General features: G+C 36.2%; 19 protein-coding genes. 16 read left to right on the top strand and 3 right to left on the bottom strand.

Annotation, left to right across the window (positions count from 1 at the left end; all coding sequences use genetic code 11):
• Positions 1-129: 129 nt before the first annotated feature.
• Entirely contained in the window at positions 130-525 is a 396-nt protein-coding gene (locus Q0371_RS12265; RefSeq protein WP_298471488.1) for a helix-turn-helix transcriptional regulator, read from the bottom strand.
• Between the two features lie 643 nt (positions 526-1,168).
• Here Q0371_RS12265 and Q0371_RS12260 point away from each other — a divergent pair.
• The 4 genes from Q0371_RS12260 to Q0371_RS12245 all read left to right on the top strand — a co-directional run bounded on the left by Q0371_RS12260 (position 1,169) and on the right by Q0371_RS12245 (position 5,955).
• The gene (locus Q0371_RS12260) at positions 1,169-1,630 is read left to right on the top strand and encodes a transcriptional regulator (RefSeq protein WP_169359493.1); all 462 of its coding nucleotides are present in this window, start codon (positions 1,169-1,171) and stop codon (positions 1,628-1,630) included.
• A 568-nt stretch (positions 1,631-2,198) separates the two neighbouring features.
• Positions 2,199-2,558 (top strand): metalloregulator ArsR/SmtB family transcription factor, encoded by a 360-nt coding sequence (locus Q0371_RS12255; protein ID WP_298471483.1) that lies wholly within the window; start codon positions 2,199-2,201, stop codon positions 2,556-2,558.
• Positions 2,555-4,681 (top strand): heavy metal translocating P-type ATPase, encoded by a 2,127-nt coding sequence (locus tag Q0371_RS12250; RefSeq protein WP_298471480.1) that lies wholly within the window; start codon positions 2,555-2,557, stop codon positions 4,679-4,681. Before Q0371_RS12255 ends, Q0371_RS12250 begins: the two co-directional genes overlap by 4 nt.
• Before the next feature lie 164 nt (positions 4,682-4,845).
• On the top strand, positions 4,846-5,955 hold the full coding sequence (locus Q0371_RS12245) for a GNAT family N-acetyltransferase (RefSeq protein WP_298471477.1): 1,110 nt from the start codon (positions 4,846-4,848) through the stop codon (positions 5,953-5,955).
• 27 nt (positions 5,956-5,982) lie between these two features.
• Here Q0371_RS12245 and Q0371_RS12240 read toward each other — a convergent pair whose 3' ends face one another.
• Positions 5,983-6,138 carry a lmo0937 family membrane protein gene (locus Q0371_RS12240; protein ID WP_169361363.1) on the bottom strand — a complete coding sequence of 52 codons (156 nt, stop codon included), beginning with the start codon at positions 6,136-6,138 and terminating at the stop codon, positions 5,983-5,985.
• 116 nt (positions 6,139-6,254) lie between these two features.
• Here Q0371_RS12240 and Q0371_RS12235 point away from each other — a divergent pair, with 116 nt between their 5' ends.
• The 7 genes from Q0371_RS12235 (at position 6,255) to Q0371_RS12205 (ending at position 11,921) form a co-directional block, all read left to right on the top strand.
• The gene (locus tag Q0371_RS12235; protein WP_340881746.1) at positions 6,255-6,521 is read left to right on the top strand and encodes a late competence development ComFB family protein; all 267 of its coding nucleotides are present in this window, start codon (positions 6,255-6,257) and stop codon (positions 6,519-6,521) included.
• Positions 6,522-7,058: 537 nt separating this feature from the next.
• On the top strand, positions 7,059-7,478 hold the full coding sequence (gene mntR, locus Q0371_RS12230) for a transcriptional regulator MntR (protein ID WP_169361364.1): 420 nt from the start codon (positions 7,059-7,061) through the stop codon (positions 7,476-7,478).
• A gap of 242 nt (positions 7,479-7,720) precedes the next feature.
• Positions 7,721-8,581, top strand: a complete 861-nt coding sequence (locus Q0371_RS12225) for a S1-like domain-containing RNA-binding protein (protein ID WP_298471473.1) — start codon at positions 7,721-7,723, stop codon at positions 8,579-8,581.
• Positions 8,582-8,684: 103 nt separating this feature from the next.
• Entirely contained in the window at positions 8,685-9,602 is a 918-nt protein-coding gene (locus tag Q0371_RS12220) for a DUF1002 domain-containing protein (protein ID WP_169361366.1), read from the top strand.
• Between the two features lie 250 nt (positions 9,603-9,852).
• Positions 9,853-10,821 carry a ring-cleaving dioxygenase gene (locus Q0371_RS12215; RefSeq protein ID WP_298471470.1) on the top strand — a complete coding sequence of 323 codons (969 nt, stop codon included), beginning with the start codon at positions 9,853-9,855 and terminating at the stop codon, positions 10,819-10,821.
• A 10-nt stretch (positions 10,822-10,831) separates the two neighbouring features.
• Complete coding sequence (locus tag Q0371_RS12210) at positions 10,832-11,137, top strand: GNAT family N-acetyltransferase (RefSeq protein ID WP_251553354.1); 306 nt, start codon at positions 10,832-10,834, stop codon at positions 11,135-11,137.
• A gap of 316 nt (positions 11,138-11,453) precedes the next feature.
• Positions 11,454-11,921: a DUF4064 domain-containing protein gene (locus tag Q0371_RS12205; protein WP_205964167.1), complete on the top strand. Its 468-nt coding sequence runs from the start codon at positions 11,454-11,456 to the stop codon at positions 11,919-11,921.
• Between the two features lie 12 nt (positions 11,922-11,933).
• Here Q0371_RS12205 and Q0371_RS12200 read toward each other — a convergent pair whose 3' ends face one another.
• Positions 11,934-12,425: a GNAT family N-acetyltransferase gene (locus Q0371_RS12200; RefSeq protein WP_169361369.1), complete on the bottom strand. Its 492-nt coding sequence runs from the start codon at positions 12,423-12,425 to the stop codon at positions 11,934-11,936.
• A gap of 107 nt (positions 12,426-12,532) precedes the next feature.
• On the opposite strand from Q0371_RS12200, the gene Q0371_RS12195 reads away from it, so the two are divergent.
• The 5 genes from Q0371_RS12195 (at position 12,533) to yidC (ending at position 16,254) form a co-directional block, all read left to right on the top strand.
• Positions 12,533-12,979, top strand: a complete 447-nt coding sequence (locus Q0371_RS12195; protein ID WP_169361370.1) for a GNAT family N-acetyltransferase — start codon at positions 12,533-12,535, stop codon at positions 12,977-12,979.
• Positions 12,980-13,041: 62 nt separating this feature from the next.
• The gene (locus tag Q0371_RS12190; protein ID WP_298471460.1) at positions 13,042-13,359 is read left to right on the top strand and encodes a hypothetical protein; all 318 of its coding nucleotides are present in this window, start codon (positions 13,042-13,044) and stop codon (positions 13,357-13,359) included.
• A 254-nt stretch (positions 13,360-13,613) separates the two neighbouring features.
• Positions 13,614-14,513: a diacylglycerol kinase family protein gene (locus Q0371_RS12185; protein WP_169361372.1), complete on the top strand. Its 900-nt coding sequence runs from the start codon at positions 13,614-13,616 to the stop codon at positions 14,511-14,513.
• 160 nt (positions 14,514-14,673) lie between these two features.
• Entirely contained in the window at positions 14,674-15,408 is a 735-nt protein-coding gene (locus Q0371_RS12180; RefSeq protein WP_298471556.1) for an AraC family transcriptional regulator, read from the top strand.
• Between the two features lie 78 nt (positions 15,409-15,486).
• On the top strand, positions 15,487-16,254 hold the full coding sequence (gene yidC / locus Q0371_RS12175; RefSeq protein WP_169361374.1) for a membrane protein insertase YidC: 768 nt from the start codon (positions 15,487-15,489) through the stop codon (positions 16,252-16,254).
• Positions 16,255-16,349: the final 95 nt, after the last annotated feature.

The following is a 16,349-nucleotide window of genomic DNA, read 5'->3' as shown; positions in this document are numbered from 1 at the left end:
AATAAAAAAGGCTTTCCTTCCATTATACGTTTAAACCTGCTCGAATAAAAGCCAAAGGGAGAGCAAAACTGTTTCCGTGAAAAAAAAGCAAAATAAAAAGCCTCACTAATATTGAAAAAAGTGAGGACCTTACTCTGTTTTTAATTTCTTTATATACCGCTTGAGCTCTTTGTCGTCGTTAGAATGTGATTTAATATCCATCACTAACTCACGGAACTCTTTCAGGTGTTGTAGTGGTGCTATGTTTTCCTCATAAAAGGACTCTAAGTATCTCGCTCGGCTTTCTCGAGCCTCCAGCCCAGGGTTCTTACTTTTAGAAGGCTTGCCCATCAGCATATGTAAAAAATCATCTTTTGGTATGGCATAAACCTCCTGGATTGTCCCCAGTAAGCTAATAGGGATTGCTAAATCACCTTTTTCATACTTAGACAATGCAGAATGATCAATACCCATTCTTTTAGCAGCTTCCATTTGAGTAATATCTAATTGTTCACGGTACGCCCGGATATGCTCGTAAAAGGCCATATAATCCCTCCTCTACAATGCCACAAGAATAACGAAAAGAGAGAAGGTTAGATTGAAAATCGCCAAATTGGAGATTAATGTAATTATTTTGGTGTAATGCAGTATAAAAGTATTATAGGACAATTTACTTAAGAGAGGAGAGGAAAGTAGTAGAAAGAATCCAAGTATTTATCCCTTTGTTGTTTGATTCTTTAGATGGTTATTCGAAGAATAGTTTAAATCATGTGAAGCTAATTGGAGTAAAAAAGCAAAATGTACAATACATTGTAGAAAGTCCTAAAAAAGATATGAGGCATATACCTTTAATCGTATCGGAATATTTCAGCATCTATGATCTTCAGCTAGACTTTAACCGAAATATGCTTCTGTTCTATATAAATTGTGTGAAAGAGGTATCAAGAGAGGAAATCCTACAAAGGATTTTTGATGCTATTTTAGTAGAATATAGTGCGGAAAGATATGGTTTTTTTATATGCCCTAGAGGAAAAAGGAAGATAGAGAGTGCATTGTAAATTAAATAGAAATATTTTAATAGCGAATGCATTTAGCGTTCGCTTTTTTGGCTAAATACACTACACGAAAAAAAGATATTATGATATACTACAATAAATCAGAAAATTCAAAAAGGATAGGAGGGGATGGAATGTTACTTGTACAATTAATGAAGCCTTTTTATACTCAGCTGGAAGGGGATAGGATCAAGCTGGTCTTCGCCTATCAATACTTTTCCTTGCGTAAGGACGATGAGCTTTTTGACTTCATACCTGTAGAAGGAAAAGAGATCATAGTTAACGCTAACTCGTTACAAGTCGAGAACCTGTCCGAAGTATTTGTCTTCCAAAAAGGAAATCGTTTTATTCGACTTCCTCTATACCAACTCCTATTAGTCTCTGATATTCATGTACACCTTCAAACCATTATTAATGCAAACAATGTAGACGAGTCTAGCTCGATGCTATTAGAAGGAACACAGGAAATTATAGACCATTTAGAAAAAGAAAATTTTGATAGAATGATAGATTATGCCTTACTCCATAAAGATGCAACTCTATTTAGAGAACTACAACAATACAAAGACACGTACGGAGGACATCATGTCGACTAATTTCATACCTTGAAAACACCTTGCAAAAGTTTATCTGCTGCTAAGGTGTTTTTTTTATGGCTAAATTACTGAAAGGATGAAAACAAATGAAAAAGAATAACAAATGTACTTGAACCTACTATTCCAAACAAAATATCCTCCCAATTAAAACCCAACTTAGCCATATACATAAACCTCCCACGCTTTGTGTGTTACGGGTGCCTGGCACCTGCAATAAATCTGTAATGCATGTGTAATATATACCCAATGTTTAGGAGGTTAGACAGTGTTTTAAAAATATTTTTGTTGTTTAGGAAGGCGTTAATTTCATAGTATCAATTGTTGGCTAGCTACACCGCCTTGCCCCTCGGGGTCAAATGGATAAAAGCTCCGGTGGCTGAGGAACCGCCTCCTCGCTTTTCTCCATTTGCCTGTCGGGGCAGAGATAGGCGGTTGCGCTTTTCTTGTTTGTCATTGTGGAACAAAACATTTATTCATTCAAATATATATTTGAATGATGGTTGATTTTAGAATTATCCGAACATATAATAGAGGAACAATCAAACAACTATTTGAATGAGGTGCTCAAATGCAGTCTAATGATGTATGTGAAGTAACAAAAGTTAATGAAACAATAGTAGAAGAGGTAAAACAACAGATTCCAGATTTAACAAAGTTAGTCATGCTTTTTAAAGCATTAGCGGACGAAACAAGACTTAAAATTGCCTATGCCTTAACGGTTGAAGAGGAGTTATGTGTTTGTGACGTAAGCGAAATAATTGGCTCATCAGTGGCAACTGCATCCCATCATCTTCGTTTTCTTAAGGACTTGTCTTTAGCGAAATCTCGACGTAAGGGAAAACTCGTTTATTACTCTTTAGCAGATGATCATGTTAATGAGCTTGTTAAGATCGCATATGAGCATTCTCTAGAAGAGGTGGGAACATGAATAACGTAGAAAAAAAGGAATATCGTTTAGAAAACTTATCCTGCGCCAATTGTGCGAGGAAGTTTGAAAATAATATAAAAAGTCTTCCAACTGTACAGGAAGCAACCGTTAACTTTGGAGCAGCTAAAGTTTCTGTCATAGGTGACGTAACTGTCGAGGAAATAGAAAAGGCTGGTGCATTTGATGGCATCAAGGTTGTACCTGTTTCGCAACGAAAAATAGAAAAGACCCCTTTTTTAAAACGTAAAGAGAATGTTGTGACATTGATATCTTTAATTTTTTTAATAGGAGGAGTCATTGCTTCTTTTGTTTATGAGGAATCTCATCCTGTAGCTCTTTCCTTATTTGTATTATCCATCGCAATCGGTGGATTTGACTTATTTAAGGGAGGGTTTATCAACTTAACACGCTTTTACTTCGATATGAAGACACTAATGACAATTGCAATAATTGGTGCTGCCATCATTGGGGAATGGCGCGAGGGAGCGGTTGTTGTCTTCTTGTTTGCGTTAAGTGAAGCTTTAGAGGCATATTCCATGAATAAGGCTAGGCAATCGATTAGTGAATTAATGGATATCGCTCCACCGACAGCAATTGTACGTCGGAACAATGAGTTAATCGAATTAGATACCGAGTTTATACAAATTGGTGATGTGCTGATCGTGAAACCCGGACAAAAAATTGCAATGGACGGGATTGTATTAAAAGGAAGCTCAACAGTAAACCAGGCATCCATTACGGGGGAATCTGTTCCTGTAGTCAAAACAAAAGGGGAAGATGTTTTTGCAGGTACGCTAAATGAAGAGGGCTCATTAGAAATCGAAGTAACGAAACGTGTAGAAGATACCACCATAGCCAAAATTATTCATTTAGTGGAAGAAGCGCAAGCAGAAAAAGCTCCTTCTCAACGTTTTGTAGATAAGTTTGCAAAGTACTACACCCCTGCGATAATTGGTATCGCATTTTTGGTGGCGATTATTCCTCCACTTCTAGGTGGCGACTGGAAGCTGTGGATTTACCAAGGTCTTGCTGTTTTAGTTGTAGGCTGTCCTTGTGCCTTAGTAGTATCAACGCCAGTAGCAATTGTTACAGCAATTGGAAATGCGGCAAAGCATGGCGTGTTGATAAAGGGTGGGGTTCATTTAGAGGAGATTGGACGAATCGAGGCAATTGCATTCGATAAAACGGGTACTCTTACGAAAGGCTATCCAGAAGTAACATATGTGGAAGCAGCCTCTTCAAAGGATTTTATCCAAAATATAATGTCTATTGAAGCGTACTCTCAACACCCACTAGCTAAAGCCATTGTGGAGTATGGTGCTAATAACAGTATCCATCCAATTGAAGTGGACGAATTTAAATCGCTAACAGGGAAAGGTGCGGAAGCAGTCGTAAATGGTATAAAATGGTCAGTAGGTAGCGTTGCTTGGATAAAAACGATAAGTTTAATTTCAGAGGATGTTCTTCGAAAGGTTGAGAAACTTCAAATGGAAGGAAATACGGTAATCCTTGCAACAGAGGAAGGGACTTATAGAGGCTTCGTTGCCATTGCAGACCCAATACGTTCTACCAGCAGTAAGGTGTTACAAGATTTAAAGGACATTGGGATAAAGCATACTGTTATGCTAACTGGTGACGATCCAAATACGGCAAATGCTATTGCTGCTCAACTGGGTATAACCGATGTGAATGCAGGGTTAATGCCTGATCAAAAACTAATGGCTATTGAGAGATTAAAAGAAAAGTATGGAGCAGTAGCTATGATTGGAGATGGAGTAAATGATTCCCCTGCTCTAGCCGCTGCCAATGTCGGCATAGCTATGGGTGGAGCAGGAACGGACGCTGCGTTGGAAACGGCGGACGTTGCCTTAATGGCCGATGACTTAGAAAAATTACCTTATACTATTAGCTTGAGTAGAAAAGCATTGCATATTATTAAAGAAAATATTATGTTTGCATTAGGGTTAAAGATTATAGCTCTTCTTCTTATTATTCCTGGTTGGTTAACGCTATGGATTGCCATATTTGCAGATATGGGGGCTACATTGCTAGTAGTCTTAAACTCTTTACGATTATTAAATAAGTTTAGCAATGGTCAAGAGCTTGAAAAAGTAAAGAAGTAATAAGACAGTACAAATAGGCTCTTTGGTGCTCGCTTATCGCTCACTCATGCGGAAAGCGTCCACCGAGGCCGAAAGTCAATTCTACTTTATTTTTTAAAATATATAAATTTCATTGTTTAAAAGAGGACGAGATATATTATTACTAGGTTTGGAGGGTTATCAATATGAAGCTTACAGAATGGACGATGGAAGAGCAAGAGCAACTGATACATTTTATGACAACGAATACATGGCCATATCATGGGAATTCTCATCCTGTACGAGAGTTGATTGAAAAGACAATTGAAGAGGGTGGATATCAATCTGATGAAGTAAAAACTTTTTGGGTGGAGAACGATCAAGATGAAAAAGTTGGAATTGTAAAAATCTATGATTTACAGGATGAAATTCCTCTCTTTGACTTAAGAATAGCGGATGAAGCCAGAGGAAGAGGATATGGGCCACTTGCTTTAAAAAAGATTACTGAATATGTATTTAATCTTCCAGAAGGGAAAATTCGCTTAGAGGGTCATACGCGCCAAGACAATTTTGCTATGAGAAAAACGTTTGAGCGTGCAGGCTTTGTTAAAGAAGCACAGCTGCGTCAGGCATGGTTTTCACCTAAAGAAGGATCGTACTATGATGCAGTTACATACGGAATGACGAGAGACGATTTTATAAAAGGAACTTCGACTCCAGTAAAGTGGGACGATGACTTTCATATTATCGAAAAGGTAAAAGAAGAATTGGTCTTCCCAGAAGAATTTTATACGGAAAGATTAATCATCCGAGCACCTAAAGTCGCGGATGCAGAGGCAGTTCAAAAAGCAGTGCTAGCTTCCCAGCATGCATTAAAGGACTGGATGCCTTGGGCGCAAGAAAAGGAGTCGCTTGAGCAAAGAGTTCAAAATCTTCGACAGGCAGTAGCAGATTTTATCACTCGCAAGGATCTTCGACTGCATTTGTTTTTAAAGGAAACAGGAGAATTCGTCGGGTGTTCTGGACTTCATCGAATTGATTGGGATGTTAGAAAGTTTGAGATTGGCTATTGGATTGATAGTAAATTTGAAGGTAAGGGCTTGATGACTGAAGCAGTTGAACGTATTACTACGTTTGCCTTTGAGGAGTTAAAAGCTAATCGAGTTGAAATCCGTTGTGACAGTGAAAATGTAAGAAGTCGTTCAGTTGCGGAAAGATTAAATTATACACTAGAAGGGACTCTTCACCATGATTCCTTATCTGCTGATGGTAAGAGATTAAGAGATACTTGTATTTATGCAAAGACAAAAAGATAAGGGGTTGCCTAATGGCAACCCCTTTTGTCAGACGGCTCGTCTACCAGTGACAAGTTGAATTACGAAAATAATACCTGCAATAATTAACAGCGTATGGATTAATCCTCCGCCAAAGTCTAAAAGTAGGCCTAACAACCATAGTACAATAAGTACTACGACAATGCCCCATAAAATTCTACCCATTATAAGTCATCCTTTCTTCTTAAAATTATTAATACGTGTTATTATTAATTAGATACCCCGGGGTATTACAGGTTAAACATAAATAATAATTTTTGAATAATGAAAGAAGGATAGAATTGTTAACAAACGTTATGGAAGAAATCGTTCAGAGCCTTGTGAGAGTATTGATGAGAGGGTCAGAATATCAAACGTTTTGTAAGTGTCCTCAATGTGAATTAGACATTATTGCATTAAGCTTAAATACACTTCCGACCCATTATGTAACAACCGAAAAAGGGAGAAAGGCTGTTTTTGAACGGATGAATACATTAGAAAACTTAGAGTGGATTAATAAAAGAATTATCCATTCTATTCATGTCGTTGGAAAATATCCTCATAGATAAAAAGAGCCTTGTCTTATGATAAGGTTCTTTTATACTTTAGTCCGAGGATTGAGTTATTCTATGTGAGAGTATAATAAAAGAAGTGAACTAGTTATACTAACGGTAGTAATTTTATTTACTTAAAAGCTATGTTAAAGTTATTGGTTGATTTTAACTAAACATTTCTTTTGATTCCGACTGTACAATTTAAATGACTATTCATAAATAATTTTTGAAGTGTGTTGGAGTTATTTTTACGGCTTTGTTTATACGAGTGATTTATAAATAGAACTATATAAATTAAAGCCGTTCTCCATTTATTGATTGGAGCGCCAGACGGCGACTCCTGCGGGATGGGTGATGGCTTATCGCTCACCCCGCGAAAAAGCGTCCGGTTGGCGCGGAAATTAATTCTACTTGCCTTGCCGATTTAGAGCACATCATAAATCAACCCTAGCCTTTAACATAGCCTACTTAAAAAGGTAAGAACCTAACTTAAATTGAGAAGGCCAGCCTATTGTAGTAAAATAAGTAAGAACGGATGAAAGGAAGATTAATATGCCAACACCAAGCATGGAAGACCATATAGAACAAATTTATATACTTATTGAACAGAAGGGTTATGCTCGTGTGTCTGACATTGCAGAAGCATTATCAGTACTACCATCTTCAGTAACCAAAATGGTTCAGAAATTAGATAAAGATGGGTTTTTAATATATGAAAAATATCGTGGACTTACTCTAACAAACAAAGGGATGAAGCTAGGGAAAAAGCTAGTAAAGCGTCATGAATTGTTAGAGGATTTTTTACGTTTAATCGGTGTAGAAGAAGAGAATATTTATGCAGACGTGGAAGGAATCGAACATCATTTAAGCTGGAACTCTATAGACCGGATTTCAGACTTAGTTCTTATATTAGAGGATGATACTTCTATTCAAACAAAGCTACTAGAGCTAAGAAGAGACTTAAACGACTAAATGGAATGACTATAAAAGTTTATCTTGCAATTGAATAGGTTATAAGGAAATTAAGAAAAGGTACATACACTCACAACTTAAGCGAATTCAAATTATATATTTGGAAAAGAATATAAGTAAGCTACACTAAATCTCCTTGAACTAGGAGAACAATCTAATTTTACGGAATTAACAAAACTATAGATTTATAAATAGTAGGTAAAGACCAACTAAAAAGTATGGTCAGAAGGAGAGCGGTAACTTTGACAGAATTATTATCAGGTGAAATTTTAAAATTACAAGTAAAATCCAAGGAAGGATCCAAATGGATTCTTCAACATAAAGACACGGAAATAGCTTTAAATGCTTCGGAGGCGCCAGAAGAACTCAAAGAGGATGACACACTTGAAGTTTTTCTATTTGTGGATAGAAGAGGTAATCTATCTGCAACTACTCAGCTACCTTCCATTCAAAAAGGAACATATGGCTGGGCAAGAGTGATTAAGGTTTCAGAAAAAGAAGGTGCATTCGTCGATATTGGTACTTCAAAAGAGGTTCAGGTAAAGGCGGAGGATCTACCTAAGTTAAAAGAGTTATGGCCTGCTCAAGGAGATCATCTCTATATGACCCTACGAACGGATAGAGAAGGGGAGCTTTTTGGTCGACTGGCAACAGAGGACCGAGTAGAGGAGTTGTACATTGATGCACCAACAACTCTTTTAAATAGCAACCTGCAAGCTAGACCATATCGACTCCTACCTGTAGGCACATTTTTGCTAAGTGTCCCGGAAAACTATCGCGTTTTTGTTCATGAATCTGAACGTGTAGAAGAACCAAGATTAGGACAAGACCTAACTGTTCGTATCATAGATACTAAGGACGATGGCTCGCTAAATGGATCATTATTGCCTAGAAAGCATGAACGTTTGGGTGACGATGCGGAGTCAATCTACCGTTATTTAAAGGATGTTGGTGGTAAGATGCCATTTACGGATAAATCATCACCTGAGGAAATTAAAGAAATGTTTTCGATGAGTAAGGCAGCCTTTAAACGTTCCCTAGGTAAACTAATGAAAGAAAAGAAAATTATTCAACAGGACGGTTGGACTGAATTGAAGCAATAGGATTAGATAATAAGGAGGAAAAAGCATCGATAATTATCGGAACTTTTTACTCCTTTTTACGTACTAATGATAGTACCAACCAAGAGAAAGGGGTTTTAGGGGAATGAAAAAAATGGTACAAGTATGGTTAGCTATTTTTCTTGTTGTAGGAGTTTTAGCCAATTCCAATGTAGCGTTGGCAGATACAAATGGAGAAACAGGAACCGAAGTAGTCAATGAAAAATTTGGTGCACCGATTGTTGTATACGGAGGTAACCTGACTGACGACCAAAAGAAAAGTGTAAGAGAAAGCTTGAAAATTACAGATAAATCAGATGTACAAGAAATTGTTGTGACAGGAAAAGATTTAGCCACCTATTTAAAAGATGGTGATGCCTCAGCAAGAATGTTTTCATCTGCAAAAATAACTAGAAAAGATTCAGGTTCGGGTCTTGTTATTAACATAGTGACACCTGATGACATTACAGAAGTAACTGCTGATATGTATGCCAATGCAATGCTTACAGCAGGAATTGAGGATGCGGTGGTAGATATTGCAGCTCCAAAGCCGGTAACAGGACATTCTGCTCTAGTTGGTATTTATAAAGCCTATGAAGTTACTGGGGGAGAGCTTGACCCAGAACGGACAGATGTAGCAAATGAAGAGTTATCAGTGGCAACGATTCTTTCTAAGGATGCTGGAGTAAACGAAGAAGAGGTTACAGAGCTTTTAACAGAAATTAAAAAGCAAATTGCTGAACAAAACCCTGCCTCTCGTGAAGAAGTAGAGAAAATAGTTTCGGAACAGCTTTCCAAATTGAAGATTGAGCTATCTGATAAAGATCGCCAATTGTTAATTGACCTGATGGACCGTATACGTCAGTTGGACATCGATTTTAGTAAATGGTCAGATCAGTTAAATGACTTTAGTAAAACTATTGAAGAGAAGTTTAATCAAATAAAAGATAACGAAGGATTTTGGCAAAGTGTAAAAGACTTTTTCAATAATCTAATCGATTCTATTCGTTCTGTTTTTAGTTAAATGGAACCCTAGTAGTCGCCGGCTCCTCTCTAAACAATGAGAATAGAGAAATTTTTAATTAGAAATTAGTTACCTTTAAAAGAATGAAAGACGTGAAATCAAGTTGTTGCTGATTTCACGTCTTTTAATTTATCTATTAGTTAGTCCGATTCTCTTACTATAAATAAGTTGGAAATTTGCATTAAAAAATTGTATTTGATAAAATAGGTATAATAAATATCTCGAATTCGAGATAAATGGAGGTTATCATATGAAATTGGCTGGAATTCACCATGTTTCTGCTATAAGCGCCGATATAAGTAAAAATCATGATTTTTTTACAAGAATATTGGGGATGCGTTTAGTTAAAAAAAGTGTAAACCAGGATAATCCGTCATCGTATCATTTGTTTTATGCTGATGCAGTAGGGACTCCTGGAACGGATATGACGTATTTTGACATACCAATGGCAGGAAGAACATATCCTGGAGTGTCAAGCATTAGTAACACGGGGCTTCGTGTAAAAAGTGAGGCAGCTTTGCAATTTTGGAAAAAGAGATTACATGATCTTGAAGTTCCTCATGATGAAATTTCCGAAATGTTCGGTAGAAAAACTCTATATTTTGAGGATTTTGAAGGATCAAGGATGAGACTAGTTGTAGATGACGGCAATGGAATTCCATTTGGGGAGCCATGGATAAAGGAAGAGATAAGCGGAGAAAATGCTATAGTAGGCTTAGGTCCGGTTACACTTACTTTAAAAAATCCAGAGCCTACAAAGAAAGTTTTAGAGCAAGTATTAGGATTCACTTTAATTGGTTCTTACCGCTCTGCTATTACCGATGCACCTGATATTCAAGTGTACTCTGTAGGAAAAGGTGGCCCAGCAGGAGAAGTTCATATTGAAACAAGAGAAGATTTACCAAGAGAGAGACCAGGAAGAGGAAGTGTTCATCATGTGGCATTTCGTATTCCTCATATGGATGATTACCCTAGATGGGAAGAACTCCTTCGAGCAAAAGGCTATACAACTTCGGGCCTTGTAGATCGGCATTATTTTAAAGCAATCTATTTTAGAGAACCTAACGGAATCTTATTTGAGCTTTCTACAGATGAACCTGGATTTGATACAGATGAAAAGTTGGAAACGCTAGGTGAAACTTTGGCTTTACCTCCTTTTTTAGAGACACGACGTACAGAAATTGAGGCAAAGTTACGTCCGTTGTCAATTAATAAATAGTTGTGTTAAGATTCATAAAAAGGAGTGTGTGATAATGGATTTTCAATATAAAGAACTTGGCAATGATGTATTTGCCTATCAAGTAATAGAAGATGGGGAAAGACTTGGTGAAATTACGTGGACCCTGCTAGGAGACGTGATGGTTATGGACCATACTTTCGTTTCAAGTAAGCTTAGAGGCCAAGGAATTGCAAAAAAACTATTAGACAACGCCGCTTCCTATGCACGAGAAAACGATTTGAAAATGGAGCCTGTTTGCTCATACGTAGTAGATGCATTCGCTAAATCTGATGAATACGACGACTTAAAGGCATAATAAAAGGCAATCCTCTTTAACTTAGTTTAAAGTGGATTGCCTTTTACGTTTTCACAATTAAATGGAAGTGAATAGAACTAGAATACCAGTTAATGCGGATGCACCTGCCAATGTATATAAGAAGTCTGTTTGATTAAAGATCAATTTCTTTTCCATGTTAATCTTCCTTTCTATTTGGTGTTAATAATAAAATACCCGTTTTTAGTAGAGTGAAACAGGTTTATTAAAAATAACTCAGGGAAATTGATGATTAATGAAACTTTTTTAATTTACTTTCGTACAATAGCTATGTCAATTAATAATAGGGGGTAGGAAAATGATATCAAGAACAGGAGAAGTAGTATTAGGAATTATCGGAGCAGTTTTTAATGTAATTGCAATCATACTAGTTTCTTTACTTGTCATTAACGGCAGTACAGCACTACAAGATGAGGAATTTTCAACTATCATGGAACAAGAAATGCTTAATGATCCGCAACTAACTGCAGAAGAAGCAGAACAAGCTTTAGGTTTTGTTGAAGTATTTGTAGACTTATTTGGGGTTATTGGCTGGGCAGCTGTTGTTGCATTCGTAATCAGTTTAATCTTTAACATTTTAGGAATTGTATTTGTTTCTAAAAATAAAAAACCAAAGCTAGCAGGTATCATGTTCATTTTAGGTGGAATTTTTGCAGGAATTATTTCCTTAACATCTATCATTTTATATGTAGCTGCAATCATGTGTTTCGTCAGAAAATCACCAGTTAAATTTGAAGACGAATATACTACGGAACAAACATACTAAAAAAACACCGGCTTAATAAGCCGGTGTTTTTAATGGAAATAAATATTTAGCTGTAGACAATGGGTGGCCTTCAAAGTATTCATCAAACTCTTCGAGACATTCAAAGCCATAGTGTTCGTAAAAAATACGAGCACGTTCATTTTTACTTTCTACATAAACAAATAATTGTTTTCCAATAGACATATGGTTAACGCCAGCTTCTAATAGCTTCCTACCGTACCCCATTTTTTGAAACTCTGGAAGTACGTAAATAGCTGTAAGCTCAGCATCACCATCTTCGTCCACATAAGTAAAGTTAGCAAAGCCTATAGCCTCACCTTTATATTCAGCAATCAAAAATATTGTTTTTTCTATACGTTTGGCTATCATCATCGGAGAATAAGCTTTTTCTAAAAATAGTTTCTGAATGTTTTCTGGTATTATATCTTTATAAGTATCATTCCAACTGACCTGTGCGATCTGTTGTATAGTAGGAATATCATTTAACGTAGTCGCCCTTATCATTTGAAACACCTCTTTTAGCTTTTTGTAATCATAACAAAATATCGATCAATCTTCTATACGTAATAACAAAATAATTGAAAATAAACATTTTTACATAGGAGGCAAACATGTCCTGGGAGTTAAAGAAATTTAGTGAATTAGATACGCATAATCTTTATGAAATACTAAAACTTCGAGTAGAGGTTTTTGTTGTTGAGCAAAACTGTCCATATCCAGAACTAGACGACTGTGATCAACAAGCTCTTCATCTTTATCTTAAAGAAAATAACGAAATTCTTGCTTATTGTCGTATTCTACCTGCAGGTCTCAAGTATGACGATTGCTCAATTGGAAGGGTAATTGTTAGGGAACAGGCAAGAGGAAAAGGTTACGCACGGGTGCTTATGCAAAAAGCTATAAACATAATTGAAACTTCTTGGAACGTTCCGTGTATAAAGCTATGCGCTCAAAGTCACTTACAACATTTTTATCAGTCCGTCGGCTTCGAAACAATTAGTGATGAATTTGATGAGGATGGTATACCTCATGTCTATATGATTAGGTCAAAAAATTAATAAGTGTTATATTGTCCTTATTAGGGTATACAAATCTTATAAATATATAGGAGGTAATAAATATGGCGAAAAATAGATCACTCTTATTGGCGGGACTTGCAGCTGGGGCTTATGCCTATTTCAGGAAAAAAGAAAATCGTGACAAGGCAATGGAAGCATTTAATAATACGAAAGATAAAGTAAATTCTTTCATGGAAGCTCAAAAGCAAGGCACGAGTGAGGAAGAAACAGGAAATCCTAATCCTTACTATGAAGAAGATAATAATATGGTGAATGAGGGAGCCATGACAAGCGTCCAGTATTACAATGAGGAAGAAGCTGAAGCTACTCCAAACTCAGTTTCTGACAAGGATATAAAACCAGAAGACAATAAACTTTAAAAAAAGGTGCCTAATAGGTGCCTTTTTTATTTTACATATATAGATATTACTGTATAATTTCTAAAAAATACCTTTAAAATTAATATGGTGAATAATGGTACTTAGGCTCTATCTAATTTCTCCTCAAAGGAATTTCTCATTTCTATATTGTTCCTTTGGTTGAATTAGCATTTATCTATCACTGCCGCAGTTTCAAGATAGGATATTTAGGGTACGAAAAAGAAACGAGTATATTTTAAAGGAGGAAGCAAAAAATGAAAAGGGCAATGTTAATTTATAATCCTTCTGCTGGGCGAGAAGAAGCAAAACAATTTAAAGATAGAGCAATTGAAGTATTAACGAATTTAGGTTTTGATGTGACGGTAAAAGAAACACAAAAACAGGATGATGCTACACATTTTGCGGAAATGGCTTGTACTGAAAAAATGGACTTTTTGTTAGCCATGGGTGGAGACGGAACGATAAGCGAGGTAGTGAATGGTCTTGCTGAACGAGAAGACCGACCTTTATTCTCTTTTGTCCCCCTCGGTACAGTGAATGATTTTGCAAGGGCTCTTGGCATTCCGCTTGAACCAGACATTGCAATAGAAGCACTTAAGATGACCAATACGGAACAAGTTGACGTAGGAAGAATCGGTGATAAGTACTTTGTTAATGTAGTGGCAATAGGGGATATTGCTAGTAGTGTGGCAGATACTCCTGTGGAACAAAAAACGAGGTATGGATCTATGGCATACTTAATGGCTGGGGCAAAGGCAATCATCTCCAATGAAGAGGTAGAGATGACAATTACCCATGATCACGGTTCATGGAAAGGGACATCTATATTAGTTTTAGTTGCCCTAACCAATTCTGTAGGTGGATTTGAGAACTTGGTTAAATCTGCTAAAATTGATGATGGGAAAATGCATGTCTTTATCATAAAACAAGCAGGATTAGCGGCAATCGCGCGCATGGGAACAAAAGTAATGCTAGGAACACTAGGGAAGGATGAGGGAGTAGAGACATTTACTACCGAGAAGCTCCGAATAGAATCGAATCGCCCATTATTTTGCAACGTAGATGGTGATCAAGGAGACTGTACTCCTCTTGATATACACATTCTTCCTAGGCATTTGGAAATGCTTTTACCTAAAAAAACAGAAAGCAATTAAAAGTCTAGTTTTTTACTATAAAATGCTATAAAATGATTCTACATCCCTATTTAAAAGATAGGTACAAATGGACTATAAAATTGACTGGAAAGATGAGGTACTTATGGATAATACAGAAAAAATATTCTTAGATTACTTCACAAAAGCCTATGCCAAAGAAATGGGTATTACTAATAGAGTAGAAGGTCTTGATAAATTTTTTGAATTAGAAAAGAAACTATTCTTAGATATGTATTCTTTTGAAATTGAGAGAGCGAAAAAGGTATTAAGAGAAATCATTGACTTAATTATCGCTACTAATAACAAGCAAATGATTCAAAATGTAAAGTACTATTACATACAATTATCCGCTGTAATGGCTAGAAAGTTGTATGAGAGCCAGGTTCCGCTTGATAAGGTAATGGCCTTTAATAATGCTAGCGTGGAAATTATAGATACGAAGATGAGTGATGCACAGTTTTTGCAGTGTGCAGATGAGCTAGTAGAATTCTTTGTTATGGTAATTACGGAGAGGAAAAAACCTTCCTTTGGGCACCAGACAGTAAATAAGGTAATTCTTTATATTAATGATGAAATTGAAACAAATCTAACAGTAGAAGATATCGCCAAACAATTTAATATTAGTACTAGTCATCTCTCTAGAATTTTTAGAGAACATACTGGAGTAACGCTGGTAGAATACTTAAATATTAGAAAGGTAGAAGAGTGTCAATACTTTTTACGCCATACAAACAAATCAATATCAGAAATCTCTAATTCATTCCACTTTTGTAATCAGAGTTATTTCACGCGTATTTTCAAAAAATACACGAGTCTTACTCCTAAGCAGTTTAGAGACCATCAAGAACATCCTAATTTTAAGTATAATTTTCCAAAAGAGCCCAAAACTTATTAAAGGTTTGTTTAAGTAATATTTGAAAAATAGCTTCATAGAGGGTATACTCGATATAGTTTGAAAAATGAAGGTGAAGCGATGAAGAAGAAAATCAGTTTATTCACTATCCTTATTTTTGCAACAGTCCTACTAAGTGGCTGTTCAGGAATAGAAAACAAAGAAGGCACTTTTTACAATATATTTGTTCGACCTTTTGAGTTTTTAATTGAATTTTTTGGAGACATTTTTAACGGTAGTTACGGGATGGCAATCATTGCTATTACTATTCTTATTCGTTTAGCCTTAATGCCCTTGATGCTTAAAAATTATAAGAATCAACAAGGTATGAAAGAAAAAATGGACAAGCTCAAACCAGAGATGGATGAGATCCAAAAGAAGCTAAAAGAAACAAAATCAAAAGAAGAACAAATGGTACTACAACAAGAAATGATGGGCTTATACCGTAAGCATAATGTGAATCCATTAAACATGGGTTGCTTACCAATGTTGATTCAGATGCCAATTGTTATGGGATTATATTTTGCAATCTTATATTCAGCTGATATAAAATCACACGAATTTTTATGGTATAACTTGGGGTCACCTGATATCGCTATGACACTTATTGCTGGGGCTGTATATTTTGCACAAGCAAAAGTTTCTCTATGGACAGTGCCTGAGCAACAGCAACAACAAATGAAGCTGATGGTTTATATTTCACCGATCATGATTATGTTCATCTCGTTCAGTTCTATGGCAGCATTACCGCTATATTGGGCTGTAGGTGGTATCTTGTTAATATTCCAAACATATTTAGGTCGTAAGTTTTATTCGAACCATCCAGAAAAAGCAGAAGAATCTGTATAATAGAGAGAGGAGCTTTTTGTAAAAAGAGCTTCTTTTTTTTATGTCTAGCTCCACCGCCTTGCCCCTCGGGGTCAAATGGATAAAAGCTCCGGTGG

The organism is uncultured Psychrobacillus sp. (assembly GCF_938022135.1).
GTDB lineage: Bacteria > Bacillota > Bacilli > Bacillales_A > Planococcaceae > Psychrobacillus.
The sequence above is the reverse complement of the archived record's forward strand: the minus strand, read 5'-3'. Positions and strand labels throughout refer to the sequence as shown.